12 protein-coding genes and 2 pseudogenes are annotated in these 26,928 nt (G+C 41.6%); all 14 read right to left on the bottom strand.

The features are described 5' to 3' along the window. Positions 1 to 24 precede the first annotated feature (24 nt). Positions 25 to 1,338: pseudogene (locus tag BacF7301_RS07230) on the bottom strand (glycoside hydrolase family 5 protein); the annotation flags it as partial. 127 nt (positions 1,339 to 1,465) lie between these two features. Beyond that, positions 1,466 to 3,664, bottom strand: a complete 2,199-nt coding sequence (locus tag BacF7301_RS07225) for an endo-1,4-beta-xylanase (protein WP_167961565.1) — start codon at positions 3,662 to 3,664, stop codon at positions 1,466 to 1,468. A gap of 19 nt (positions 3,665 to 3,683) precedes the next feature. Continuing rightward, entirely contained in the window at positions 3,684 to 4,742 is a 1,059-nt protein-coding gene (locus tag BacF7301_RS07220; protein ID WP_209319511.1) for a DUF5627 domain-containing protein, read from the bottom strand. A 26-nt stretch (positions 4,743 to 4,768) separates the two neighbouring features. Continuing rightward, entirely contained in the window at positions 4,769 to 6,556 is a 1,788-nt protein-coding gene (locus BacF7301_RS07215; RefSeq protein WP_167961561.1) for a RagB/SusD family nutrient uptake outer membrane protein, read from the bottom strand. 33 nt (positions 6,557 to 6,589) lie between these two features. Continuing rightward, positions 6,590 to 9,424, bottom strand: coding sequence for a SusC/RagA family TonB-linked outer membrane protein (locus tag BacF7301_RS07210; protein ID WP_167961559.1), 2,835 nt, complete (start codon positions 9,422 to 9,424; stop codon positions 6,590 to 6,592). 42 nt (positions 9,425 to 9,466) lie between these two features. Further along, positions 9,467 to 11,467, bottom strand: coding sequence for a RagB/SusD family nutrient uptake outer membrane protein (locus BacF7301_RS07205; RefSeq protein WP_167961557.1), 2,001 nt, complete (start codon positions 11,465 to 11,467; stop codon positions 9,467 to 9,469). A 10-nt stretch (positions 11,468 to 11,477) separates the two neighbouring features. Continuing rightward, positions 11,478 to 14,627: a SusC/RagA family TonB-linked outer membrane protein gene (locus tag BacF7301_RS07200; RefSeq protein ID WP_209319510.1), complete on the bottom strand. Its 3,150-nt coding sequence runs from the start codon at positions 14,625 to 14,627 to the stop codon at positions 11,478 to 11,480. Between the two features lie 120 nt (positions 14,628 to 14,747). Then, a complete protein-coding gene (locus tag BacF7301_RS07195; RefSeq protein WP_167961553.1) occupies positions 14,748 to 16,481 on the bottom strand; it encodes a glycoside hydrolase family 43 protein in 1,734 nt (577 codons plus the stop codon). A 218-nt stretch (positions 16,482 to 16,699) separates the two neighbouring features. Then, on the bottom strand, positions 16,700 to 18,031 hold the full coding sequence (locus BacF7301_RS07190) for a glycoside hydrolase family 43 protein (protein ID WP_099146527.1): 1,332 nt from the start codon (positions 18,029 to 18,031) through the stop codon (positions 16,700 to 16,702). Positions 18,032 to 18,050: 19 nt separating this feature from the next. Beyond that, complete coding sequence (locus tag BacF7301_RS07185; protein WP_167961551.1) at positions 18,051 to 20,027, bottom strand: glycoside hydrolase family 97 protein; 1,977 nt, start codon at positions 20,025 to 20,027, stop codon at positions 18,051 to 18,053. Positions 20,028 to 20,047: 20 nt separating this feature from the next. Continuing rightward, positions 20,048 to 20,239: pseudogene (locus BacF7301_RS07180) on the bottom strand (DUF5110 domain-containing protein); the annotation flags it as partial. A gap of 14 nt (positions 20,240 to 20,253) precedes the next feature. Continuing rightward, positions 20,254 to 21,981: a glycoside hydrolase family 43 protein gene (locus tag BacF7301_RS07175; RefSeq protein WP_167961549.1), complete on the bottom strand. Its 1,728-nt coding sequence runs from the start codon at positions 21,979 to 21,981 to the stop codon at positions 20,254 to 20,256. Positions 21,982 to 22,413: 432 nt separating this feature from the next. Then, the gene (xyl3A, locus tag BacF7301_RS07170; RefSeq protein ID WP_167961547.1) at positions 22,414 to 24,999 is read right to left on the bottom strand and encodes a xylan 1,4-beta-xylosidase; all 2,586 of its coding nucleotides are present in this window, start codon (positions 24,997 to 24,999) and stop codon (positions 22,414 to 22,416) included. A gap of 96 nt (positions 25,000 to 25,095) precedes the next feature. Further along, on the bottom strand, positions 25,096 to 26,694 hold the full coding sequence (locus BacF7301_RS07165) for a glycoside hydrolase family 43 protein (protein ID WP_167961545.1): 1,599 nt from the start codon (positions 26,692 to 26,694) through the stop codon (positions 25,096 to 25,098). Positions 26,695 to 26,928: the final 234 nt, after the last annotated feature.

Raw genomic sequence — 26,928 nt, 5'->3', positions numbered from 1 at the left:
AAACTGATATTATTATTCATCCATTTCGGCATACTCTTTAAACCAGTGATAAATAGCCCACGGGCACGCTTCCGGATCATTCAAAAAAGTATAGTTTCCCGGTTCACCCGCTACATCCTTAAAAGCAGCCAGTTCATGAGACTTTGTAGTAAAGAACAGCCAGGAAACATTGCCGGATTGATCGGCTATATATTTGAAATTAGCTCCAAAACCTTCGCCTTTCGCCACTCCCGTAATACTTTTCCCCCATGTTGCATCATATTTCTTCGGTGCCCAGTCTATCTCAGTCACCATGACAGGAGCAAAACTAGCCACCGGACCGACCTGCTTGTCCCAACCACGTTGGAAAGGTTCATATCCCCCTCCTGTAGAGGAGCCATTTCCTTCACCACTGTCCTGTTCGGCATCACTTCCATACCAGCCCGGATAACAGTGTACGGCAAAACCAATATTTTCTCCTTCGATACGATGGTCTTTATAGCCACTATACTGAGATTGCCAGCCCAATCCGGGTACCCAAATAATATTGTTACAAGCATTTCCACGTATTTTATCAACAATCGCCTGAAAATACTTTTGCATATTGATGAAGCAAGCATCACCGTCACCACCATATTTACCGTCTGTACCTTTTATATGAACGGGTTCATTAGCCAACTCGAACATAATTCCGGGATTATTCTTCACAACAGCATTCTGCGATACAATATCCCACACTTTCAGCAGAAACTCCTGATAAGAATCTCCCAACTCTAGACCTAGATACCTGTTATCTTCAGTATCACCTGCATGTGGACAAACTCCCGGCGGGCGCATCACCACATACATCCCTTTAGAAATAAAGTATTCCGCCATCGGGACAAATAACTCTTTCAGGTACTTCTTGAAACGTGTTTCCGAGAAACGTTCATGTCCTTCATAACGCACATAAGGCAACGTAGTATCATCACTCCAATAAGGATCCATATGCAGACGTACAAAGTTAAATTTCCATCCGGCAGCCAGTATTTTATCCACCATACTTTTGTTATAGCTAAGACAACTGCTTACATCATAATTACTCCATGCGTTGTTATTAAAATAAGGACTATAAGTCTGCGTAAATCCATGCAAGTTGACTATTTTTCCTTGTTCATTTTTCAGATAACGTCCCTCTACATGTAAAGGAACAACCAGCTTCGGAGAATCAGGATCATCATCCGATTTATCACCGCCGGTATCATCACCGGGTGTTGTCTCTTCTGTTTTCTTTTCGTTTTCCTCTTGCGGAATTTCATCCTTGGCACAAGCAGAAAACAGCAGACAAGACAAAGTTAATATACCTATTATTCTTTTCATAATTTCATCAATCTATTTAATTACATCTATTTAAAATAATAGCGGAGTTCTATCGAGAGACTCCGCTATCCGGACGAGCGTGCCTAATCTAAATCAGCATAAACTACATGATAGTTTTCTACCTCATTTATTTACTGGCAGTACCATTTTTCAAACCTTCAAGGAAACCGACATAGACAGGTTTGCGGTTGTAATTCAAATCCCACAGACCAATTGGCTGTCCTTTTCTCCAGAAGGAGTTTTCAGAAGGGCTGTCTGTCGGGCTCCAATGAGTGATGCCATATTGCTGTGCCACCGGAATAATCTCAAAGTATTTCTCAATAATGAACTGATAGAAATCAGACATATTCTGCTGCATTTCGTCTGTCAGATTCTCTGTCAGTATCGTTTCACCGGCTGCATCGACAATACCCATATCCAATTCTGTGATCTTTATGAGCTTACCGGTAGAAGCTAACAGGGTAAACATATTGATAATGGCGTTTTCCTTACTAGCCTGAGTAGCAGGACTCATATAGTAAGACACATGCATTTGAGTACCGATACCGTCCACCTTTGTTTCCCCGTCAGACTCCCAACGTTCGATCCAATGTATCAAGCTCTTTAACTTCTTATTCTGATCCCAGTCGGATTCCAGATTATAGTCGTTAATAAAAAGCTTCAACTCATCAGGGTTACCACCGGACTCCGCAAAATACTTACGCGCAAACTTAATCGGAATACGGGCGTAATCATCACCCAAATAATCCTGCCAATAGAAGTTTTCACCGGAGACACCATTATCATCTGTTTGAGAAGCTGACTGCAGATCGTAATAACCATCTCCATCCGAATCTTTTCCGGAAATAGGTTCATTCACGACATCCCATGCTTTAACATAACCACCGCAAGATTCCAACATACCTTTAATCCAACGTTCCAGTTCGTTCGTTAGGATTTCTTCTTTCTCTTCAGGAGTCAGAGGAATCGTATTACCCGATTTCTGCCAATATATAGACAAATCATCAATATAGATGGTACCGACATACTTCCCATAGTTAAAAAGAATACGAGTAGCCGCATCTCCCGTGCAGTTGGTAAATACAGTAACCTCTTCCCATTCTGTTGTAATTGGTATGGAAGGGAAGTCACCACGCCCGGCAAATCCGTCCGGTTTTTGAAAGGCCGCCCCAATGCTACCTGCTACACTGCCTTTAATCTTCATCTTTAAGAAATAGGTAGTCCCTTCTGTCAAAGGAGCTGAAAAATCATAGCCAGCCTGTGCTTCCCAAGAATTTACTTCCGACGGATTTGTCATTTGATGTATTCCGTCAATCACCTGCCGAGTCGAATTATTTCCCCAGCCCATCATAGCCGTCCCACTTGAAAAGTCATCCTCTAATATATATACATTAGTTAACACGGATCCACTTTCCTGAACCTCCTCTATACCATAGGCAAAATCAATCCAACTCGCTTTGCTCCATCGGGACAGATCTTTGCTTTCTTCGAAAGTAGAGTTCACAATCAAATTTTTTTCAGAGCCCACGGCAGTCAATGTTAAATCATCAAAATACAAATCACCGCCAAACAAACCGAAACAGAATCGTAACCTATCTATATCAGCAGAAGGCGTAAACGTAAATGTGTTAGTTGACCATTGCTCACCCGCTGAAAAGGTCCCTGCACCATATTGCGTGTCAGATCCATCTTTCTTCCCCGGCCAAAACGGAAAGGTTATAGCCGAAGAAGCCTTCATCCGCACACTTATGGTATATTCTTGATTTGCTATTAATGCTTCATCCAAATCATAATACAATTCCCAATCCCATACATTCGATTGAGGATTCGAAGTTTTTATATGAAGTGCGATTTCTGAACTTCCAGGATCCGGTTCCAGTTCTTTATCCGCAATCAGCCCATTCAAATAAGCATTTTGCTGTTGTGAATGCCAACAGAGCGTATGTCCGTAAATACTGATTCCCGTTTCTTTAGCAGTTTTCACAAACTTCTTGACTGTACCGAAATCCATATTCCCTTTGGCATCTACGCATGAGCTATATTTCATGGCATTACCAGCCGTCACGTCGTCATAGTTGTTGGCAGTCAAAGTATAAACCAAATCTTGCTTCAAGAAATCACTCACCGTGACCCCCGTTCCCAACTTGAAGTCGGGATGGGTGGTACGATTAATATATGTTTTCAAATCACCATATTCGTTCAAGTACTCATACTTTTTCAGACTCTCCGGTTTCTCCGTCTTGAAGTCTGCAAAAAGTGCATCCGCACAAGATACAGTTATTCCGGCAACCATAGCAAGCAGTAAAATTCTATTATAGTATTTCATATTCTTCTAGATTTAACAATTAATTCTTCACATAGACCGGCGTAAAATCTTCTCTTGCCACACCACGGCTATGCGCAACCAATGTATCTTCCGTTTCAAACTTTAACCCGTTACCGAAATCAACAGTATACTCCAAATAAATGGCATCACGATCTTTATTGCCCCAACTATTCTTCTCACCGTCTTGAACAAACTTGCCTGTACCAGTTGCCGTAACGCCGTCCAACCCGGAAACCACACATTCATCGCCATTGAAAGTCAGCAGTAACTGATAATTGATGTTACGCGGATTGTCCGTTGTCCCCAAATTGGTAGTAACCGTAAGAATGGTTTCAGTCAAGGATTTTGTTGCAGTCTGACATATTTCATCATTTTCTACATACTCGTTATGACGATCATTCTCGGTAGTTGTCCCGTTTTCTGTCACTTTGTCCACGCCATGACGTAGATACTTACCAGTCCATTTATTGATGTATTTCACACAATAAAGTACATAATCCTGTGGTTGCACCAGCCACACTGACGAATTACATCTGACGGCTTCTGCCCCTTCAGACAAAGTACCATTCAAAATACGGTCAGCATTAGTCACACCTGTCATTACCAAAGGTATGACATAGGTAGCGGTCAATGCTTCGGGATCAGTAAAGAAAGCATCTGTAAATGAGACTTCCACACCATTCATTAATACATTCTTCAGAGTGATCTTATCATCGGATAATGTATAGTAGTTGGAAGGCATAGCTTTTACCGGCATATTCTCAGATGCAGAAGTATACGAATAATAAAGGTTATCACACAATGTATTGTCTACTTCAATATCTATCGTGATATCCTTCTTATTAGCATAAACACCGCCCATAGTAGCATTAATCTTACATTTATGAGCATTGTCCAGCGTCGTATCATACTCATCTTCACCCATAACCAACGTTCTCACCGGATACTGGGTTGCAAAATAGACTGAAGTGCCGCCCTCATAATCAGGAAATTCATTATCTTGATTTTCACAGGATGTCATCGTCCATGAAACAAAGACTCCAACTGACATGGCAAATATTAATTTAATTAATTTCATATGCTTCATTATTTATTATTTTACAATTATTTCCAACCGACATTCTGTTCCAGATTGCTCCACTTCATTACTTCAGCAAAAGGTATTGGCCCGTAAATCATATACTCCTCATACTTTCTTTTCTCTACCGTAAGCGGAGAGTAGTTCATTACAGAACCATTCTTGCTTATTTCCACCCCAAGAGCAGTTTCATTCAGTTTGGTCAAATCAACATTCCAGCGACGTAAATCCCAAAAACGGAAATTCTCAAAACAAAGTTCGATACGGCGTTCATTACGGATTAGTTCACGCATCTTGTCTTTATTATCCTTTATGCTCTCCAAATAAGCATCTCCATTATCCATACCTAAATCGGCACGCGTACGAATGGCTTTGATTACATCATAAGCACTAAAAAGATGTCCATGATTATTCTGTGGTCCCCAAGCCTCATTAGCCGCCTCCGCATAAATCAGAAACATCTCTGTATAACGGATACGTGCGGTATAATGCTTCTTCTTTGTATTATACTGTGAATTAGGGTTACACTCTTTACGCAATAGTTTCCGCAAGTAATAACCTGTACGAGTAGACCTTCCGCTTTCCTTATTCACAACGTCTGTATTCGTTCCGTAAGTCCCTGTAATAATTTCCGTATCACTAGGACCTTGCTTGCTACTATTGTAAACGATGTATTTTGCCAAACGCGGATCACGGTTATCATACGGGGTTTCTGCATCGTAATTGCCTGATGTTTCAGAAATAGGGTAACCGTTCGCCATAGGAAAGGCATCCACCAGATTCTGGGTAGGATTGACACGACCGTTTCCGTAAAGTGATGGAGGGAAGTTAGCTGTTTCCAATGTATTATTATCATCTGTACTACTACGCCAAATAACCTCGGCGGGACTGCCGCCCGTTCCATAATCTTTATCCGCAAGTGTATACCACTCCAATCCATCTGCATCCAGCCCGCAGCCGCCGCCACCGTTAGCTTTCTCTATAATTTCAGCAGCATAATCGGCAGCTTGTTCCCAAGTCATTCCCGACCCGCTTTGAAATGCCGGACTGGCAGCTAACAGAGCCGTTTGTGCACGGACTGCCAATGCAATCCGTCCGCTCATCAACCCTCTATATTCTTCACCACAAACACGCCGATAATCACTCGCATTCGTCACACCGATGTTTTTATATTTTTCCGGTATCTCACTATCTGCAAATTTCTTATAATCGAGCGGCAATAATTCGATAGCCTTATCAGCATCTTCCATTATTTGCTTCACGCAATCGGAATAAGTGGCACGAGCATGATTAAAATCCGCATCCGGTCCTTCCGATTTCAAAATAATAGGTACTCCCATCAATGTGCCGTCCGCAATCTTACCACCATGTGCACGTAACAAATAATACATATGCAATGCACGCAACCCATAAGCCTCTCCTTTCAAACGATCAAGAAACATGGTAGAGATACGTTCGTCTTTCGCCCATTCTACCTTATCCACATTCTCCAAAAAAAGATTGATATACTGGATAGCATTGAAACGATTCTGCCATTGGGAAACCGGATTATTATTGGCAGTCCAGGAACCTGTAGCCATCCGCAGATAGTTACTGGAAATCTCATTAGTCACAGCATCATCCGTAGCCAAGTCACTTGTAGGTGAAGTTTCGTAAGGAAGTATAATATAAGCGTTCGCAAGTATACCCTGCGCATAGCTCGGTTCTTTATACATAGCCTCAAGATCTCTGTTGTTCTCCAGTGCCGGTTCAAACAAATCGTCACAAGCAGTCAGCAGAGGTAAGAAAGCCAATAATTTGAATATATTTTTCATAATTTCGTTCTTTAATTATTGAAATAATCTGTATTAGAAAGTTGCAGTCACACCTAAATTATAGAAGCGGCATTGCGGGTTGGAGCCAACATTCAATTCCAGTGCCTTGCGTTCCTTGGATATTGTGAGCAAATCAGAACCGCTGATATATGCGGATACTCCATGAACAAAACTATTCTTAAACCACTTGGAAGGCAGGTCATACGTGACCTGTACTTTTGCCAGACGGAAAGCATCCGTCTTATACATCCAGAAGTCGGAAGAATAAAAGTTATTAGTTCCACTTTCTGTAGTCAGACGCGGATAAGTAGCTGTTGCTGCCGTTTCCGGAGTCCAACGCCCCCGGACTACTGCCGAGTATTTATCTTCACCGGATATCCAATAATAAGACTCGTTGTTTTTCATGGCATGTCCGCCAAACTCACCTGTACCCAATACAAAGAAAGTTAATCCTTTCCATTTAGCAGTCAAGTTTATACCCAACGCCAAGGGAGCTCCATACCAACCGCCACGAGCCAGATAAACCTGATCTTTATCATCAATTATACCGTCATTATTCTGATCTACATACTTCAAATCACCCGGTCTTATTGTACCGCCAAGACGCTGTTCTGGAGAATCGATGATGTCCTGCTCATCCTTGAAGAATCCGATGCACTGTAATCCCCAAATACCGTCAACAGCATATCCTTTACGATATTGGTATTTATCCTGATATAATTCATCCCGCTTGGTAGCTTTCGTTGTATAGTAAGTTCCGGTAACGCCCGCTGTAAAATCAACCTTGCCAAAACGTTTGTTGTAGTTTACGTTGAAATCAAATCCCATGCGACGGTCATTATCGTAGTTGATGTACGGACGAAACGAAGCGGTCGGATAATAAGTGAAGAAATACTCCGGATACTGAGTAGTAGAAGTCACGATTTTACCTTCGATTGAATTAACAAAGAAAGATGCATCCGCTGTTATCATCCGGTTCCATAAAGAAGTTTTCAGATTAACTGAAAGCTCTTTACGCTTGATAAAGCTCAAGTCTTCATTCGCCCCTTGTTTGGAATTAGTAGAGTGTAGGGATACACTCTCGCGCCATCCCCACCATGCACCGTCCGACTGGTTGTAATAACCATCATACATATAATAGTTGTCAATTCCCAAATCCGTATTCAAGATACTGCCGGACACACTCAACATCAGTTCGTCCACTGCCGGAGAATTTTCCAGGAAGCTCTCGTTTGATAATTTCCAGCCCAATGTCAAAGAAGGTGAGAAAGCATTACGATGTCCCGGAGCCAACTTTGCAGAATGTATAACAGCCCCACCAAAATCGGCATAATATTTATTGCGGAAGTTATATCCCAACTGCATGCCCAAATTTACATTGCTTGTCTTATGATATTCTCCTGAATAACTTTGTTGATAACCGGAGACTATTAACATGGCAGCCAAATGATGATCATCATTAAAAGTGTTCTCATAATCGAACTGGCCGGAGAATAAAACAGTCTGGTTATCCGAACTGCCGCTGATATTCTGCACACCGGATTTCTTATCCTCATTGTATTTTGTCAAACCGACAATAATATCTTTCCCCCCATTATTAGACCAGGTAGGAGCATATGTGGCATAGCTGTTATTATAAGAAGTAATATAAGCAGTAGAGTAATCTACAGAAAACCGAGTATGAAAAGAGAGTCCTTTCAACACCTTGTCCAAACCAATGTTCACTCCCGCATCAAACTGGAACGAACGATCTGTTGCTTTGCTATAACCTGAAGCATAATAATCGCCAAATACATTTGTCATATCAGATTGTGTCCCTGCCAGAAAGTATTTTCCATCAACTATATTATTGCTATTCGCCACCAAATCCCATGCACTGGCTGCATTTGCATCAATATAGCTCAACGGAATCAACGGAGAAATACGATTGGGACGCAATGTAGATGCCGCACTCCAATAATAAGAGCCATTGGCACTACGACGTGAATAGAAAGATACCTTAGCATTTACATAAGCTGTAATAAAGTCATTTAATGTCAAATCTACGTTACCGCGAATATTTAAACCATTGGTCCCATTATGCTTCGCTTCACCGATTTTGAAAACGTCATTGGAACGGAGATAATTTATATTCGTATAAAAATGGGCACGGTGATTGCCACCCGAAATTTCGGCTGTAACATCCGAACGATTATATGCCTTCTTGATATAGTCCGACGAATACATATTCACATTAGCATAACGATAAGGATTCTCACCGGATCCATAATGGTAAATATCCTCCGCGCTATAGAGAGCACCGAGCCCGTCATTGGCACGTGCTTCATTATAAAGAGTCATGTATTCGGCCGAACCTAAATATTCGGGATAACTCTTTGCGACATAAAACCCTGTATTGGCACGTACATCTACTTGAAGATCCGTACTCTTACCTCTTTTGGTTGTAATCATAATTACTCCTTTAGCCGCACGACTACCATAGAGCACCACAGCTTGCGCACCTTTCAAAAAGGTTATCTGGCTGATTTCCGTAGGAGAAATATAATCAATATTACGAGGTACTCCGTCCACCAATATCAGCTTTTCATCCATTCCCCACAATGAATTTCCATTGTAACCGCCAATATATCCCTGCATACCAGCCAAGCTCCATGTATCGTAATTTTTCTTCGTCAATTCCTCCACGTTTACTACTGAGGTGCCCCCTAATAAATCATTCTGAGAAACCTTTCGGAAAGCTACCTGCACCAACGAATCGTTTTGCAGCGAACTTGTATTATTCCCTGCCAACTCTTGTGCACCGGCAGAAATAACAACCGGTAAAACAAGCACTGCACTGAGAATGAATCTTCTATATATATGTTTCATTGTTTATTCATTTATAATTATACATTCAGTAACCATAAGGAATTACCATCCCGGATTCTGCGGGAATTCAGCATACAGATACACGTCATTATCCAATAAGGGGAACCAGTAATGCTTCGTTCCAAATACCCGTTTCAAAATAGTCACCTCACGGAAGTTTCTCACTTCTGCCTCTGCCGGATCATTATTCTTATAAAAGTCTTCATTCTCTACACGTTCGAATTCTTGTGAAGTCTTAATAGTATAGGGCTCTTCGGTCAGCAGCAACCAACGCTGCAAATCGTTAAAGCGGAAACCTTCGAAAGACAACTCGACAGCACGTTCACGACGAACTTCATCCATAAATTTCTGGGAATTAGAAATATATTCCGGACAAAGAGTACCTTTTTCATCACCCGGTTCCCCTCCACCAACAGGGCCTACTCCCGCACGTTTACGCAAAGTATTGATCGCATCTTCGGCCGTTTTACCAAAATTCGTAGATTTACCTGCAGCACCGTCTACTGCCGCACAAGCCTCAGCATACATCAGATAAATATCCGCCAAACGCATGTAAGGTAAGTATGTATGCAGGTTACCCGACCAATTATAGAGTCCGTCATATTTATTAGCCTGATGCGGTACTAATTTCTGGATGAAATAGCCGGTACGGCTGGCATTGGCCACGGCTCTCATAGCTCCGCCCGTATACAGGGTGCAATAGCGCAAGAATTCCTTGTCCGCTTCAGGAATAGCTGCATTGACATAATGGAATCCGTCGAAAACTATGTCATGATAAAAACGGGCATCACGATTTCTAAATGGAAAATTCTTTCTAAAACCGGATTTTGTTTCATCTTCACTCAATGGCAAACCGTTCTCCATACCATATAAATTCACATAGTTGGCGGTAGGCTGGTGGATGATATTATCATGTTCAACCAAACCATAAATTTTAGGTCCCCACAATTTGGTCATATTCCAGTTACTACCGTTGAAGTCTTCGGACGGACCACGGAAAATAGCTTCTGTAGTACCCGGCATTTTCCAGTTCTGACCAGTAGTATAGAATATTTCAGAATAACTATTAGAAGCAGATGCCGATTTGGTATGATTGTAAATATCACTATAATCAAACTGCGCCAATGCATATTGCGTCTGCCCGCTTTCGACAAGTGTCAGTAACTCTCCGAATGCCTCTGCTGCTTTTTTTGCATATTCTGTATTGTAATTGTAAGTATTGCTTCCACCTAGCTGCGCACCATGCTCCATCAGAGGACTGGCAGCCCAAAGATAATTCTTGCCCAGATAGCCTAATGCCATAATCTTGTTGATACGCAAATCATTCTTACCCGCGGTTTGTTTGCCAACAGTTGTGTTATCCCAATTAATAGGAAGCAAATCCGCTGCCATACGGAAATCGGCTGCTGCTTTATCCGCACATTCCTGATAACTCAGACGTGGCAAAGACATTTTCTCTGTAGCAGATAAGACTGTATCAATATAAGGCAAGCCGCCAAAATATTGCATCATTTCAAAGTGCCACCATGCGCGGAAAAAATAAAGCTGACCGGCAATCAGTTTTTTCTCCTCATCCGTAGCTTCCGTTAACCTTTCTAGATTAGCGATACCGATGTTAGCCTTACGTATACAATACCATGCATGTGGCCACAGTGAATGTTTAAACTTAGCATTGCCGTCACTGTTCGGATGATAAGTAGCCGTAGGATCACTGCCGGTACGATAGAGCCAGCATTGATTATTGGTAGACCATGCACGGAAGTTACCCAAATCGACCTGATGCGTCATGTGGCTGTCACCTTCCGGGTTGAATATTTCATCATCTCCCCAGTTCCAGGAAGTAGTATAATTGTTCTTCTCCTTATCAGGAATACAGTTGTATATTTCCTCGATAAACCCCTGAAAATTCCTAAAGTTCTTAAATGCTTCTTCTTCTGAAACAGTAGAGTCGGCTTCCTTGTCCAGATAGTCCTCACAAGATGAAAATCCCAACGAGAAGAGCAATAAGCTACCGCATAAAAGAGTTCTATATATTTTTCTCATAGTACTTTGATTATAATGTAAATTTAACACCTAAGTTGAAACGTTTCACCGTAGGATACGCCCCTTGATTACCCGAACCTGCAAAATTCGATTCACGGTCGTCCGGCATCTTAGACCATACCCATAAGTTGTTTCCATTTAAGTAAATCTTCAAATTTTTCACCCCGAGTTTTCGCACCCATCCATCTGTAAAGGTATAGGCTATCTCCGCATTTTTCAGACGAATGTAAGAACCATCATAATAGTATTGCGTACCATTACTGTAACTGCTCACCTTTGACAACCAGCGCGGAGTTACAACATCGGCCGCATCGCCAGCCTCTGACCACCAGCTACCCTGGTCGTACACCGTATTCATCTGACTGCCGAAACTGGTCAACTGGACGACACGAGTCACATTATTTACACCATAGAACTGAACAAAAGCGCTGAATCCTTTCCACTCAAAGCCAAGAGTAGCATTATATGTGTTCTGTGGAGTATCAGAGTAACCGTAAGGAGCTTGGTCCTTGCTGTCGACGACACCATCCCCATTGAAATCGACAATATAATAGTCTCCGGGAAGACGTTGTGAATTGTTTGTATCATGCTGCGGGCTACCAATTACATCGTCATAAGAATTCAAATATCCATTATCAATATATGCCTTATTCTGACCAATGGCATAACCAGCCACCTTTTGATACCCAGCCAACAATGGAGCATCGTCTTTTTCAAGTATCTTATTCTCCGCATGGGTCATGCTCATATTAGCCCAAACGCGCATCTTATTGGAAAATGTCTTGTTGATACGAAGTTCCAACTCATAACCTTTGGTTCTAACCTTACCTAAGTTAGCAGTAACTGCTGTAGTACCAAAATAAGAAGGAATAGCCCGATCACTTCCACCCACCAGAATATCAGTACGTTTATCACGAAAGACTTCCACGCTACCTGCAAACAAACCATCCAAAAACGAGTAATCAATACCAAAATTCAATTTCTTTACTTTCTCCCAATGCACATCAGAATTACCCACTGCTGATTCACGATACCAAGTATATGGGCTTTCACCACGATCTACATCCAAAGACGAGGTTCCGCCGTAAGCCCATTGGTTCATATACAACCAACGTGTTTTTACATTATCATCACCGATTTCACCATAAGAAGCACGAATTTTCAACATATCCAAAATTCTGCGTTCTTTCAAGAATTTCATAAACGGTTCTTCACTAACCATCCATCCGATAGCACCGGAATTAAAGAATGCAAAACGATTTTCTTTGCTGAACTTCTCGGAACCATTATAAGCACCATTATATTCAATAAAATACCGATCCGCCCAATTATAAGTAGTACGGAATGCCCAGTCTTCACGATAGTGAGGAATTTCACTTCCTGTAGCCGTTTCCTGACGACTGAACAATCCCATAAGGGTAACATTATGCTTTCCAAAACTACGGGCCCAATTTAATTGTGCCTGATAATTAAGGTTACGCTGTGTCGCCCAATTCTTGACTTCACCACCTTCCGTATTCCACATTACACCCTGCATAAAATCAAAACCTGTATTGTTGTCATACGACTTTTTATAACTGACCTCACCTGTATCCGGATTAATCCATTTATGTTGTGCGTCGTTATATAGGTCATTGATACCGCGCTTCCATTCTACAAAAGTATTATCCCAAGAAACCATAGCCCTTGCACTCAATCCTTTCGTTATAAAGCTCAAATCCTGCTCCAATGCAAAGTCAGTTGTTATCTGTGTAGTAGTGGTAGTCATCGTACCTCCCAATGAAACATTCTCTGCAGAGTTGGTAACATTCGAAATATTCGGATAATATCCCCACGAACCATCCGAATATTTGGGAAGGAATACATCCGGAGCAATATTATACGCCCCCGCCCACTGCTGGGCAATCGACCAGTCGGCCGAACTATCATAATTGGAATTATTATAAGGAGTTTTCTTGTATCCATTAGAGCCTGCTACATTAACCTTAAAAACAGTACTCTTGGTTATCTGAAAATCCAGATTACTACGTACATTAATTCTGTCATATCCATAACCGGAATTATAATCACGCCCATTATCAAATACATCGAACAAGTCCCCCTCATGCACATAATCGACAGAAGCGAAATATTTTACAAACCGAGTTCCACCGCTGACATTCACATTTGCATTGTAGGACATCGCATAGTCTTTGAACAATACATCCTGCCAGTCCACATTCGGATAGCGTTCCGCTTCTTCCAAATTTGCCGGATTACGATACTTATTAATTATTGCCTGCGGCTTTATGTACGACCATGAATCCGGATACAAGCTCAACTCATGCTCAATAGCCATATTGCGCGCCATCAAAGCATCATAAGAATCCAACTTGTTAGGAAGCTTGGAAGGTATCTTCATCGTGGCATTGGCTGCTATGTTTATTTGGGCAGCTCCCTCAGTTCCGCGTTTGGTCGTTACCAAAATGACACCATTTGCACCTTTCACACCATAAACAGCAGTTGCAGAAGCATCCTTCAAGACAGAAATAGATTGTACAGAAGCAATATCCACACTGCTCATCGGACGTTCTATGCCATCCACCAGTACCAACGGGTCACTATTATTCCATGAACTAGTCCCACGTATTGTGATTTTCGGTTCTTCTTCACCCGGCATACCGGAACTTTGAGTCGTTATAACCCCCGGCAGGTTACCGGTTAACGCCGCACCAATATCAGAAATACCAGCCGCCCGTTCCAATACTTTTCCAGTGGTCTGCGTGATAGCACCTACCACACTCGCTTTCTTCTGTTGTCCGTAACCTACAACTACTACTTCTTCCAGTTGTTTAGTATCATCTTCCAACACCACTTTAATAAGACCTTTGGAAACCACTTTTACTTCCTGTGGCTTCATTCCTACATACGAAACAACAAGAGTGGACTTCTCATTGGGTATGGTCAATACAAAGTTTCCATCTATATCCGAGATCGTACCTACGGAATTATTACCTTTTAAAGTTACCGAGGCTCCAATGATTGTCTCACCATTACTATCAAGAACCGTTCCCCTCACCGTTATCCCTTTTTGTGCTGATGCTGTTACAAAACTAAACAACATAAGGAGAAACAAGTAAGGAATCTTTTGAATTTTCTTCGTTACATTTTTCATTACCATTAGTTTAAGATGTTAATTAACTACATTGTTTTCTAATCATCATTCTTTTTTTAATTGCATTAGCTATCATTATAAATACCACCCATAGTTACTAGTATTAGATTTATATAAAAAAAATAATTATTTGCAAGTAGCGTATAATCCGATTGTAGTACCGGTAAATCCACCAGCCGTTGTAGTAGAGAGATAACTAGGATCTACATCTTTACAAAGCAGTTTCCAGCTTTTTTCACCATCAATAGAATAATAGAAATCATAACCAATTCCTTGAGATACTAATTTCAAATATACTTCATTTGTATTTGCGTCTATTTCATCTGAAGCCAAAGTCTGTTCCTTTTCACCGATTTGTTTCAGAGAAATATTTTTATTCTCACCCACTTTATTCAAGCAGAAGAAATATTGATACGTCTCATCTTTAAACAACAGCATTCCGGCTGTTTCCTTATCGTCAGAAGGATTGAACAACATGCGAGTAGCACACTCAAATTTATGATGTTGTAATCGACGACAGACAAATGCCGGAGTCTTCTTTTCCGTAGCGCTAATATCTGCACACTTCAAGGTCAGGTATCCGGGTGTTTCCGACAAAGAATATAGATCGGAAGCAGAAGTTCTTAAAGTCATCCAGGTCATATCAAGTATAGGAGAATCAAAATTCTCTATTAACTCGAAATTACCATAAGTAACTGTCGTATCGCGTTTCACACCTTCACGTTTTACAATCATAGGTACTAAATCATCACCTTGAGTCATGTACGGGAAACCGTCTTCACTCCATTTCACCGGCATCATAAATGTTTCACGTCCCAAATTCTCAAACTGATTATTAATAGGACGACAAGCCAGAAAAACAGCCCACCAATCACCTTCCTTTGTTTGAATCAAGTCTGCATGGCCAGCAGAAGTTACTGAATTCGGACGATCAGAATTCAAATGCCTTTGCGTCAGGATCGGATTGTTTTCCCATGGAAGATATTTACCCATCGGAGAATCAGCACGGAAAATCACTTCCGAATGCCAGTTCCCCGTTCCACCTTCAGCAGACATCAAGAAATACTTTCCATTTATCTTATATAAATGAGGGCCTTCTATCCAAATTGGTTTGTCTGCCGGTTGAGCTCCTTTGTTTACAAGAATTTTACGGGGACCGATCGTCTTATCTGTTTTCACATCAAACTCTTGTATGCGTATAGTACGGTGTCCGCTATATTCAGGTTTATTATCCGGAGCCTCATCATTATTAACAATATATGCCTTACCATCTTCATCAAAAAAGAAAGAAGGATCAATACCTCCGACCTCCGGCAACATGACGGGTTCCGACCATTCACCAAACGGGTCTTGCGTCTTAACAAAGAAATTTCCGGCTCCGACATTGGTTGTTACCATATAATATGTCTTGTTATACGGATTATAAGAAATAGCCGGAGCAAAAATACCGCCACTCACTTTCTGTCCTTCCATATTCACTAATTGCGAAGCACGGTTCAACACATGCCCTATCTGTTTCCAATTCACCAAGTCTTTGCTGTGAAAAATAGGAACACCGGGGAAATAAGTGAATGTAGATGTTACCAGGAAATAATCACCTTCTCCATTTGTGCAAACACTAGGATCAGAATACCATCCCGGCAAAATAGGATTATAGAAATAGTCTTCATCTGACAGAGGATTGGAAATATAAAAATCATCATTTCCTTTATAAGAAAAATAATCAAAGAGAGCCACAGATTTTCCAATAACCGGTAATTGTTGTTCTTTCTTTGAGTTACATGACATCATTGTTATCCCCAACATAAATATGGAGAGCCGGACGATTGACATTAATTGTATTACCTGTGTATTCTTCATAATACCTCTTATTTTCTTTATAATCAAATATGAATTACTGATCTTTTTCTGCAAAGATATGCCAGCTTATAAAACTACAAACATAATTATGTTACGGGCTTCTTTTCCTAAATAACATCTTCATTTTCAATGTTACATCTATCTTTCCCCTTGTAGCACACCCAAACAATTACACTGATTATAAGCACATTACAATCTTATTTTTTTTTGAATAAAAGCTATTCAAATTCCCAATAATCCAGATTGAAAAGTTTGTTTCCTTTCTCTCCTTTAAAGCAGAAATAAAGATCATGTACCCCCTTTGCATTCTTTATCCGGCATGACATCTGTTTATATATATCCAGTCCTCCTGTTGGTGATATACTGACACAGCCTATTACCGGACCTTCCGTGCTGTCCAGACGAATTTCTATCATTCCGCCTTTTTCAACACAAGCTGCGCTTACACTGAATTTCTTTGCTCCCTTCTTGCCAAAGTCGACACCACGCACACACAGATATTCATTATCATCAATATCGGTTATATACAAACCACCATTCTTATGATTTTCAGCTTTCAGACCATATCCCCAAGCCATCGTTTCGGCTTCCACTCTACGGTAAGGATTAAAGTTTTCAATCTGTTCCAGTTTCGTCTCCTGCCAATAAGGAACTTCCTTAATGGTTCCATCCGGATTATAATGCATTTTTGCAACAGATACCGAACGACGTTCTTTATGGTCGAAAGTCTCCAGATGAAGCAAATCATAATTTAGGCCGAACACATAAGAACTGCCTTTATAATCAATAATTCCGGGATGATTTCCTCTGGTTCTTTCCGTTGGACGCATAATATATCCTTTTGTACTCCATGGTCCGGTAGCTTTGTCGCTCATAGCATAGCCAATCCCTTCCGGACAACAAGTAGAAGCAAAAGCCATATAATAATGACCGTTACGTTTATATACCCACGGACCTTCCTGATAATGTTCCGGTTTATCAGCCAATTTGACTATTTCCCCCGAATATGAAATCATATCTTCATTCAGTTTCACATAATAAACATTCGGATTGCCCCAATACATATACGCTTGTCCGTCATCATCAATAAATACGGTAGGGTCAATATCATCCCAATGCTCTTTTTGCCAAACTAATGGTTTATTCAAAGGGTCTTTAAAAGGACCGTAAGGAGAGTCGGATACCAATACGCCAATACCATTACCGTGAATCGGGCAATACATGTAAAACTTGCCATTACGTTCGATGACCTGTTCTGCCCAGGCACCATTATCACGTTTCACCCAATCAAAACTCTTCAGAGAAGCGACCGCTCCGTGATCGGTCCAATTCACCATATCAGTGGAGGTATAAAGCAACCAGTCCAACATTTTGAATCCTTCGGCATCATCCTCATCATGGGTTGTATAAAGGAAAACGGTATCGTTATATACCATCGGAGCCGGATCGGCAGTATATTTTGTTTGTATAATAGGATTTTGTGCAGTTCCTGAAGTAGCGGCAGTGATTGCCAACAAAAACGACACGCCTAAAAATTTAAAGTTTCTCATATTCTTTTATTTAAAATGGTTATTTGGTTATTAATACTCCACCATTGCAAGGAATAGCCAATTGTAATTCTTGTATCTTTCCTATTTCTATTTGTTTCACACCACCCTGCAATGCCTTATCATCACTGAATAGTCTCACCTTTTCTCCATTGGAGAACATCGGCAAATTAACTTTAAGTTTCAGTGTTTCCTTCTGCGCATTTACTCCGGCAATATACCATTTGTCGCCATGACGACGGGCAAGAATAACGTATTTACCAGGATAACCGTCAATGAAACGTACCTCGCCCCAAGTCGTTGGAACCTCTTTCATAAAATCAATAGCCCACACAGGAGCATCAGTCAGATTATTCGGTGCCAAAGCGAAATGTTGTACCGGGCTCTGAAATAGAACCGCCGTAGCCAGTGCGTAGACATCTGATGTCACCCGCCGGCTTCCCCGTGGAGCATTATCCGCATTATAATATTTGTTCAATGCACTACCTCCAAAATCCATGCTACCTACAGTGTTACGAATAAACGGATGCAGGGTGGCATTAAAGGCCTCATTATCACAACTGCCTTGAGAGAAATGAAGATTTTCACTAGCCAATACAGCCTCACTCGATGCGAAGTTAGGATACATACGTTCCCAGCCACGAGGCAAAGTACATCCATGGAAAATAACTAAAAGGCCATACTCGTTTGCATCCGACAAAATATCCTCATACAACTGCATAGTCATTTGCTTGTCACCTCCGAAAAAGTCAACTTTTATTCCACGGATACCAATGCTTTGCATCCATTTCATCTCCTTACGTCTAGCTATCGCATTATCCATCATACCCCTCGGAGTTTGCGGAGCATCATTCCAATACCCATTCGAATTATACCACAAATAAAGAGCTACCCCTTTATCCTTCCCATATTTAGCCAATTCTTCAATTTTATCACGTCCTATTTGCTTATCCCACAAAGCATCCACCAACACAGACTGATAGCCCATTGCTGCCGAGAAATCAATATACCGGAGTTGCTCTTTATAATTAGTACTTCCATCCATACCGATAATCCAGCTCCATGAACCCCTGCCATACGTATACTCTCCTTTTGCAGGATAAAGCGGTTTTACAACATCAAAAGGAACCGTTGTCTCCACTATTGGAGCCAAAGTCTTGCCCACAGTAATAGTACGCCAAGGCGTCTCGCCCGGCAACGCTATCCCCGGAGAAACCGTACCATTCCCATTTGCTTCACCTTCTTGCGGAAATCCGATTGTATACGTTCCTTCTTTGTGTCCCAACAGACGGCTCGCACAATATCCACCATTTACTCCCGTTTCGGAAACAAGCACCCAACCGTTATCTCCATTACGGAACAAGCAGGGAAATGTGTATCCTTCTCCCCAGCCATTTTTCCCTGCGGCATCATCTACCGTATAAGACGTCTCATAACTTGGAGAAGTACGGGCAAATCCCCCCATCGGTTTACTTTGCGGACAAAGGAAAGTGGTGGTTCCGTCAGGAAACGCAAATCCTGTAACTTCTTGCTTAACCACGCAACTTAGTGTCTCACCTTGCGGATACATCTTATATTTAAAAGCAACATCGTTATTACTTATGCGGAATATAACATCATAAATTGTTTTCCCTTGTTGTGTAAACGAAAATACAGCTTCATTGGCCACATAACGAACCTTGTTCTGCTTAATAGAAGCCAACTCGTATGTTTCATCTATTTTATTTGTTGAAACATTCTTTTCCAGCGACATCCCCGATGAAAAATCTCCAATATTTGCAATAATCCCCAATGGAGATGGCTTCAAAAAGAGAACATTGTCATAACTAACAGAATAAGAGGGTCTTCCATCCATATCTGAGACTGTTACTACCAGCTTCCCATCAGGACTTGTTATCTGTTTATTTTCTGCACTTGCAACGCTACTCCCCAATAGCATAGCCATTACTATAAAAGACTTCATCATATTTCTACTTTTCAGATTCTTTTCTACTGACATAATCACACATTCTATTACAATCAAAACTTTACAGAAACTGCCTTCCCACTATAATCAACGCTTTTTTGAGTCCCGTCCTGAAGGGTTACAGTAAACTTACGGTTCTTCAACATTCCCTCATACGCACCTTTTCTTGCCCCTATCGTCAATTTACGAGATGCATTATTCCAAGAGATTGGAATTTCCGTATAAGCTCCTTTTTCATAATTATAGAATAATAAGGTTTCTAATTACCAACAGATGTTGCATACAGTCCGATCATTGTTCCTGTAAAGCCACCAGCCTCATTAGTAGAAAGAATATCGCCGGAAACGGTTCCTCCTAAATTTATGAAACCCTTGCCATCAATCGAATAATTAAAACGATAATTATCTCCATTAGCTGCTACTTGCAGTGTCACAGGTTTCTCTGTTTCTATCTTCACCTCACCCAGGACACTCGCTTGTCCTTTTTCGGTTCTTTGCAGCATCAGGTAATAGTCTTTTCCCTTTTTAGTAATACCGAAGACATAGTGATATCTTTCATTCTGATAACATGTTATACCAGCAAAATCTTTCTCATTTTTCGGTTTGTACTCCATGGTCGCTGCCGCTGTAAATTGATTATGCTGCTGACGATAGAACAAGGTAGAAGTAGGTTTCACTTCATTGATATTTGAGGTAAAAGGGATGATCCGCAACCCTTTATCGGTCATATCAACGAAATCTTCACGAGGACCTCTAAGACCGATCCATCTAAAATCTAATGTCTTATCGGAGAAATCATCCTTAAAGACAAAGTTACCACTAGGCAAATAACCGTTTTTCCCTGTTTGGTTCTCTACTCCCGAAGGCATCTTCAATGTAGGTTTCATAGGGATAAGCCCATTCTCGAAAACGGGAAATGTTCCGCTCCAGTCCACCGGAAGAATAAAAGTTTCGCGTCCGGTATTCACTCTGTTCTTCTCATTGGGGCGTATTCCTAAAAATACACCATAATATTTTCCGTCGGGTCCCTCCACTAAATCTGCATGACCAGCCCAGTCTACTTTATCCGTCCGATTTGCAGGAAAATAACGTTGAGTTAAAATAGGATTATTATTTGCCGGAAGATAAGGTCCTTTCGGATGATCACTTACAAAAATGACTTCGCTATGCCAGCCTCCGGTTCCTCCTTCGGCACACATTAAATAGTAGCGTCCATCTTTTTTATAGATATGAGGAGCTTCAATCCATATCGGCTTTTCTTCTATATTGACGCCACCGTTTACAATGATCCGGTCCGTTCCCGGAACCACTTTATCATTCTCCACATCATAATCCCATATTTTTATGACACGGTGTCCCGAGTAACGCTCGTTTGCTTTAGCAGGAGCATCATTATGTACCACGTATGCCTTGCCATTATCATCAAAGAAAAGAGAAGGATCAATGCCTTCAAATTGTAGTTTGACCGGATCACTCCAGCCATTCTCCGGATTCTTTGTCTTTACCACCATATTTCCAAAGCCACCTGAGAATTGAGTGGTTATCATATAAAACGTATCATTATTGGGATTATATCTTATAGCAGGAGCATATACACCAGCACTAATACCACAATCTTCAACCTTTAATTGTGACGTTCTGTCCAGCACATGACCGATTTGTTTCCAGTTGACCAGATCATTAGAATGGAAAATAGGCACCCCGGGAAACATAGCAAAAGATGAGCACACTAAATAATAATCATTCCCTTTCCGCGTTATACTCGGATCGGGATAGCAACCCTGCAAAATAGGATTATAGAACTCACCCGGCTTTAAAGGATTGTTTTGATAAATAGCATCCTCCCCCTGATAAATAAATTGCGTAAAGACAGGAGCATTTTTCGTTATTTTACCCTTGCCACTCACCTCCATATTAAAAAACAGCATAAAAAATACGACAAGACCCACGGATTGCCAGCCCGACAAAATCAATTTTAATGTTCTCATATTATCACTTTTTATTTTCTATAATTTTCTGTTCCATAGTAGTGTTTGCAAATGTATCGATTCGGTTTTATCATATATGTACAAACATGATACAGGCATCTATATACAAGTTACATTTATCACAGACATGTAACATTCTTCTTTTCTGATGTAACAAAAAGCCCCAAAACAGAAAAATGGTAAGATAAATAACTACATTACCTATTATTTCAGTACTTTTATCTTCCATCATGTAAAATGCTGAATATCAAGAATTAGCAAATACTCATTTTCCTTTAAAAGAAAGTCCCCGTTGGTTTAAAAGAAACGGGGGCTTGGTTTAAAAGAAACGACCCGTTCCTTTTAAAGGAACAAGGTCGTTCTTTCTTTATTCATTCAATAAATAAATCCGGATTGTCTATCTGTAACAATAAACAAAATTCCAAAGTGGTATTACTGTACGTTCATTACAATCGTTTTCAACTTATTTCTATCAGAAGTTCCTCCATACAGTAATTCATAAGTACCTTCCAACGGACGCATCGTATTCGACTCTGCATCAAACCATTCAAAGTTCACACCAGTAAGAGGAATAGCTACTGATTCAGTTTTCCCTGCCGGAATATGAACGCGTTTGAAAGCACGCAAGGTATAACGGGGGCCTTCCTTATCACCCGGACGTCTCAAATAAACCTGAACCACCTCTTCTCCATCACGTTGCCCGACATTGCTTACCGGAATAGTCAATACTACATTTTCACCTTTGGCGATTGTATTCTTGCTCAATTTAGCTTCTCCATAAGTAAACGTAGTATAACTCAGCCCATGACCGAATGGGAAAAGTGGTTGCTGTTGCATATATCGATAGGTACGCCCCTTCATGGAATAGTCTTCAAAGTCCGGCAATTGATTCACATCCTTATAGAAAGTGACCGGCAAGCGTCCACCGGGATTATACTCTCCCCAAAGAGCATCAACGATAGCCGTACCACCCGCCTGTCCCGGATACCACGCCTGCAGAATCGCTTCACAAGTATTTGTCTCCGGCACCAACCCGATAGCCGAACCGGAATAATTGATAAAGACCACCTTCTTTCCTGCCTTCTTCAATGCTTTCAACAGATTACGCTGAACAGCGGGAAGTTCAATATCCGTACGGTCACCACCTTTAAATCCGGGAACAGCAATCGGCATTTCCTCTCCTTCCAGACTTGGAGAAATTCCACCTGCAAAAAGAACCACATCGGCATCTTTTACTTTCTCTACAGCCTTATCCAGATTGATTTCCATCTCTTTGCCCATATCAAAATCGAGGGTTGCCCCTTCATTCCGTTGAGTGAACAGAATTTCGACCTTATATTCTTTTCCTGCTTTTGCCTGCAAGGTATAAAGATTCGTCGGATTTTTTACATATACTTTTTCCGCCACCTGTTCGCTGTCGATAATAAGTGTCACCGCACCGTCCAATTGAAAACGGAAAACAACATCACCCGACTGCGAAGGACGAAAGACTGATTCATAACGAGCCGAGAAATTAGTTATTTCCACACCGGGCGCAAATGTAGTAGCCCCTGTTGTCGCAAAATGGAACGGAGTGGAAATCTGATCGGTAGCAACCACTTCCCCTTCACGATCACGATTATTCCAATATTCTGCCAAGAAACCGGGTTTACCATTTATGCTACATTCATCAAACAGGCTTTGGAGTGTCTTTCCGTCCACACGGTCACAACCCGGTTCGTATATGATTTGTCCTTCCGGTAGTTTGGCACGGACAGCTTCCAATAAGGTAACCGTATGTGCCGGAATACCGTTATAATTTCCCCACTGCATCACGGAGTCATTGGCATTAGGTCCCATAACGGCTACTTTCAGATGGGTATTCAGAGGCAGGATGTTGTTTTTATTCTGCAAGAGCACCAATGATTCACGAGCCATACGCAAAGCCAATGCCTGATGTTCCTTACTATTCAACACAGAGGCCGGAATTTCCGACCAAGCCGGTTGTTCGTCCATTTCTCCCAGTTCAAAACGTGCTGTCAACAAACGTTTCAATGAAATATCTATTTCTTTTTCGTCAATCAAACCGGCTTTTACAGCACCCACCAGTGAAGCATATTCACTTCCACATTCAAGGTCTGTGCCTGTCCGCACAGCAGCGGTCGAGGCGTGTTCCTTATCCGGGTGAGTCTCATGCGTTCCCGGTCTATAGAAATCGGAAATCGCTCCACAGTCAGAGACTACAATGCCTTTGTATCCCCATTCATCTCGCAATATTTGCATCAACAGGCGATTGCTGCCACAACAAGGCTCTCCCTCAAAACGATTGTAGGCACACATCACTTCCTTTACATGTGCTTTCTGTACCAAATCTTTAAAAGCAGGCAGATAGGTTTCCCATAAATCCCGGGGATCTATATTCTCCGCATCAAAACTATGCCGGTTCCACTCCGGTCCTGAATGAACGGCAAAGTGCTTGGCACATGCGTGCAGCTTATCATATCCGGCATCTTCCGGTCCTTGCAAACCACGGACTACAGCCATTCCCATTTGTCCTGTCAGATAAGGGTCTTCACCGTATGTTTCCTGACCACGTCCCCAACGAGGGTCACGGAATATATTGACGTTCGGTGTCCAGAATGTTAATCCTTGATAGCGTTTCAGTACGCCACTTTCACCGAAAATACGCGATTTTACGCGAGCCTCATCGGAAGTGGCATTGAACACTTCATATAATAATGAATCATTAAAAGAAGCTCCCATACCGATAGACTGGGGAAAAACAGTAGCCAATCCGGCACGTCCCACACCGTGCAACGCTTCATTCCACCACTCATATTCTTTAATTCCCAGTCGGGGGATAGCAGGTGACGCATTTTGCATTAATGATACTTTTTCTTCCAAAGTCAACCGGGGCAACAAATCCTCCGCCCGTTGTTCCGCCGTTAAAGAAGTGTCCTGGTAAGGCAGCAATTGCTTACATGCCGAAAACGATAACACCAAACAAACACCCATAATCGGTATCCAACCTCTTTTCATAATATTATACTTATTAGTTATGATTAATTTGGAAACAAAAATAGCCTATTTTCCAATAAAACAATGTTTCATTGGTTACAAATACATATTTTTGTGTTACATTGACGCATCACAGAACGAATAATCAAAGGAATCCACATCCACATAACCGCCCACGGAACGTGTAGCATAGTTAAATATGGCAAACTTACTGCCCATGAACATACGGGTGTAGTCAAATTTCATCTTAATAGGCAGACCGACAGGTATCCATGTTTTCCCGTCAAGACTATAAGAGAAACGTGCCTCATCCCGTCCATTGGTAAAGTCACCTTCCACACGCAAATAGACAAGCTCTTTTTTAAGAGGTATACGGGCTTGTTCGGTCATATCCACACGGCTAATGGCATGCTTCGTTTTATCAAACACACTTTTCTGTTCACTCATCACAAGAGACAGTTTATTTCCGTTCTTTTCAACCGTAAGCACACCGCTGTCACCATTAAAAGCCGATAATCCCGCACGGTCACCATCTTTCATCCCCGCCAGAGAGAGACTGACAGTGCCCATGCATTTCGGTCCTACCATACGCTGAGTCAACGTATTGGGAGCAACAAACAGGTTATCTACCACACGGGAGGTTTTCAAACGCAGAAATCCGGGACGGTCGGTAAGACTCCATGCCTGATCGACGGGGTTATGATTCCACTGCCAATAGAGGGAAAGCTCGGAAGCGGAAAAATCATCCGAACCGCAGATACCATCCATTGACATATACGACAAAGTGGTATCATTCGGGATGCGCCCATCCTTGTCTCCCAGCATAGGCCAACCATCTTCCGTCCATGTACAAGGCATGAGGCACGGCACACGTCCTACGCCACCACGATCCTGAAAAATCAGTCCGTACCATTCACCGTTTTTCCCGTCTACGATGCATCCCTGACCAACACCGCCATGCCCGTCGAACTCTGTTTCAAGAATAACACGTTTTTCGTAAGGTCCGGTAATCTTATCGGCACGATAGCATACTTCACGACGCAGACGACCGGGAATACTCCAATCCATAGAAATCATCAGCAAATAATATTTTCCATTATGCTTGATGACGGAACTACCTTCCAACAGACCTTGTTCGTCAGCATCCCGTTCAAAGATCTGCTGGTTGATGCCACCGGGAAGCACATCGGTCAAATCGGGTTTCAACTCTGTAAGCTGTCCTGTACTGTGAAAGAGATACACCCGCCCGTCATCATCAAACAGAAGCGAACCGTCATGGAAATGCGGGGGGCGCGAAAGAAGTTTCCAGGGACCGGCCGGATCTGTCGCAGTATAGACAAACCCGCGTCCGGGCGCGCCATTGGCTGTAAACCATACATAGAATTTTCCGTCATGATAGCGGATAGATGATGCCCATTGTCCTTGCCCGTAAGCAGTGCCTTCGAGCAGATCATAACGGGGACCATCGTCAATGCGAGGAAATACGTAGCTGATAGTTTCCCAATGTTTCATATCCGGCGAACGCATGATAGGCGCTCCCGGCATCAGGTGCATAGTAGTGGAAACCATGTAAAAGTAATCACCTGCGCGACACACCGACATATCGGGAACGTCAGCATAAAGAATAGGATTACGGTATTGTGCTCCGGCTGATAGCGGGAAGAACCATGTAAAAAGAGTACACAGCAGAATAGTGTTGATTTTTGTTTTCAGCATAATCATCGTTTTTTGTTAACTGGCTATATTATCTATTATTTGAAAGCGAATTATTTAAAATGTTCCTTGTTATCTTCCACATCACAAAAATAGAAAATGCAAACAGACAGATTGACTAAAGTATGCTACATAATTTCTTTGTGATGCTACATACCGGATAAAGAATGTTACATCTACATTTACTCATGTTACATCACCCCATCTCACACAAAGAAAGGAGACTGTTTGCAGCCT

This window comes from Bacteroides faecium (assembly GCF_012113595.1).
In the GTDB taxonomy this organism is placed as follows: domain Bacteria; phylum Bacteroidota; class Bacteroidia; order Bacteroidales; family Bacteroidaceae; genus Bacteroides; species Bacteroides faecium.
Note: the sequence above shows the minus strand (reverse complement) of the source record. Positions and strands in the feature narration are given on the sequence as shown.